The 2,371-nt window shown below is 39.6% G+C and carries 1 protein-coding gene, 1 tRNA gene and 1 pseudogene; 2 read left to right on the forward strand and 1 reads right to left on the reverse strand.

The features are described 5' to 3' along the window. Nucleotides 1-329: 329 nt before the first annotated feature. Nucleotides 330-550 (reverse strand): annotated as a pseudogene (gene tnpA / locus G322_RS24430) (IS200/IS605 family transposase); the annotation flags it as partial. A gap of 220 nt (nucleotides 551-770) precedes the next feature. Between tnpA and gltX the strand changes: the two are divergent. Beyond that, complete coding sequence (gene gltX, locus G322_RS0118720; protein ID WP_022943200.1) at nucleotides 771-2,195, forward strand: glutamate--tRNA ligase; 1,425 nt, start codon at nucleotides 771-773, stop codon at nucleotides 2,193-2,195. Nucleotides 2,196-2,275: 80 nt separating this feature from the next. Beyond that, nucleotides 2,276-2,351, forward strand: a tRNA-Ala gene (locus tag G322_RS0118725). Nucleotides 2,352-2,371: the final 20 nt, after the last annotated feature.

The following is a 2,371-nucleotide window of genomic DNA, read 5'->3' on the forward strand; positions in this document are numbered from 1 at the left end:
AATCCTAAAGCCTGATGTTGGTATAGACAAATTTTGAAGGAGAATTATAGCTTGTTTTCGCTTAACTTCCATAAATAATCATATAAAAGCAACAAAAAAGGCCGGATAAAAATCAATATAAAAAGATAAAAACTGTCAGCCAATTACACGGATTACGCTAATTTAAAAATAAAAACGTTAAGGGTTTTCATCCGTGTAACGTTGATAAGGTCTTTTCTTTAAAGCTGTCAGCTAATTGCACCGATTACGCTAATTTAAAAATCAAAAGCTTTAAGAACTAAAATCAAAAGATAAACAGTCCGCCCTTTTACTGCTCCAAGAACTTCTTAAATAGATCTTTTCGGAGGGACTTTTACCAATAAGTGTACATGATCGGCTGTATGTTTCGCCCTACAATTATATAATCTAATCTTCCGCAATATATTTGAATACAACGATAGACCTCATTGACAACGGCTCCTGTTAAAATTCGATACCTCTATTTAGGCACCCAAACTATATGATATTGGCAGTGCCAGATCACATGTGATAACTTCTCAAATCTACTCATGCTATTTTCCCTTTTTGTTGTGGGAACAACGAAATAGATTAATAGCATGAGTAGAAGCTACAGGCATAGCCTCTAGCTGATGACCACGCCCATAGGACGTGGTTTTAATGATTTAATAAAAAACGTAAATAATTAATACAATTGCATTGGTATTGGAATTGCTATTGGTTAAAATGCGTTTTTATTTTCCAACTTCTTAATATTGAGAGGAACTTCCCGAATGACAGTTAAAACTCGTTTTGCCCCAAGCCCTACTGGTTATTTACACGTTGGTGGTGCACGTACCGCACTTTATTCTTGGTTGTATGCAAAAAGCCAAGGTGGAAAATTTGTATTACGTATCGAAGATACAGATATCGAACGTTCAACTCAGGAAGCGGTCGATGCCATTTTAGAGGGGATGAGTTGGTTAGGGCTTGATTGGGATGAAGGTCCTTATTACCAAAGCAAACGTTTTGATCGTTACAATGAGATGGTTGAAAAACTGTTAGCAGAAGACAAAGCATATAAATGTTATGCATCAAAAGAACTACTTGATGAAATCCGCGCGGAGCAAGAAGCGAATAAAGAGATGGCACGTTATGATGCCAACCACCCTAAAATTATTGCTGTAAATGACGCAGCAACAGAGGGCGAACCTTGTGTCATTCGTTTTCGCAATCCTAAAGAAGGGTCGGTTATCTTTAATGATGAGATCCGTGGCAACATTGAAATTGCGAATAGCCAGTTAGACGATCTTATTATTCGCCGCAGTGATGGTTCACCAACGTATAACTTCTGTGTGGTGGTTGATGATTGGGACATGGGCATTACCCATGTTGTGCGTGGTGAAGATCATATCAATAACACCCCTCGTCAAATTAATATTTACAAAGCACTCGGCGCACCTATCCCTACTTTTGCACACTGTGCAATGATTTTAGGCGATGATGGCGCAAAACTTTCAAAACGTCATGGCGCAGTATCCGTGATGCAATATCGTGATGAGGGTTATCTACCAAACGCATTAACTAACTATTTAGTGCGTTTAGGTTGGTCACATGGCGACCAAGAGATTTTTTCACAGCAAGAGATGATTGACCTGTTTAGCTTAAATACCATCAGTAAATCTGCATCGGCATTTAATACCGATAAGCTACTGTGGTTAAATAACCATTATATGAAAACATCTGATCCTGAATATGTTGCAGGTTACTTACAATGGCACATGGACAATCAAAATATCGATATCAGCAAGGGGCCTGCGTTAACTGAAATTATTGGCGCACTTTCTGAGCGTGCTAAAACACTGGTTGAATTGGCAAGTTCAAGTCGTTATTTTTATGAAGAATATGAAGCCTTTGATGCAAATGCCGCTAAAAAACACCTACGCCCAGTCGCAAAACAAGCACTTATCTTGGTGCAAACTAAGCTACTAGCATGTGAAGATTGGTCAGATGCCACACTACAACAAGTAATTCAAGATACCGCAGATGAACTTGAAGTGGGTATGGGTAAGGTCGGCATGCCTCTACGTGTTGCGATTACTGGCGCAGGTCAGTCGCCATCACTTGATGTAACCCTACGCTTAATTGGCAAAGAACGAAGCATTAGCCGCATATCACGCGCACTTGAGTTTGTTGTAGCACGAGAAGCTGCTCAGTAAAAAAATAAACAATTTGAATTGACAATAAATTACAGGACGCATACACTGCGCCTGTAATTTCCACACTGTATCAATGATATGGGGCTATAGCTCAGCTGGGAGAGCGCTTCGCTGGCAGCGAAGAGGTCTGCGGTTCGATCCCGCATAGCTCCACCACTTTCTAAAAATAAAAGTTA

This window comes from Psychromonas hadalis ATCC BAA-638 (assembly GCF_000420245.1).
GTDB classification, from domain to species: Bacteria; Pseudomonadota; Gammaproteobacteria; order Enterobacterales; family Psychromonadaceae; genus Psychromonas; species Psychromonas hadalis.

Coding starts and splice junctions, on each gene's coding strand:
- gltX (WP_022943200.1), top strand. CDS start 771: ATGACAGTTAAAACTCGTTTTGCCCCAAGCCCTACTGGTTATTTACAC.